Raw genomic sequence first — 364 nt, forward strand, 5'->3', positions numbered from 1 at the left:
TTGATTTTGTTGATAGCATTCAAGCTCAACATCCCGTAACCCACAGGCAAAGCGTTCCAAGCAATAACGAATTGCTTTGCTTTTTCGGGGTCAAGTTTTAATTTGTTTTCTGCAAATTCAGAAACATATTCTTGGTCTTCGTAACTGAACAAAACGTGCCATATATCTTCAATGTCATAAAATGCTTTATCTGACTTTGGTGATTTGGCTTTTTCAATTTTTACATTCAAATAATCATCACCGAAGATGTCTTTTAACCTTGCAGAAACGGGACAAGCCGTAACGGTTGTTTTGGGTTTGTAATTCAATTCCCAATTTTTGTCTTTTTTCTTTAAGAATGTAACTATTTCAGAAAATGGAAAAT

1 protein-coding gene is annotated in these 364 nt (G+C 34.1%); it reads right to left on the bottom strand.

The window, feature by feature from the left end; all coding sequences use genetic code 11:
- Nucleotides 1-364, bottom strand: a 364-nt coding sequence (locus B3I52_RS04045) for a hypothetical protein (RefSeq protein ID WP_293299068.1), incomplete at both ends; no start/stop codon positions are given.

The sequence above is a fragment of the Pedobacter sp. UBA4863 genome (assembly GCF_002399615.1).
In the GTDB taxonomy this organism is placed as follows: Bacteria; Bacteroidota; Bacteroidia; order Sphingobacteriales; family Sphingobacteriaceae; genus Pedobacter.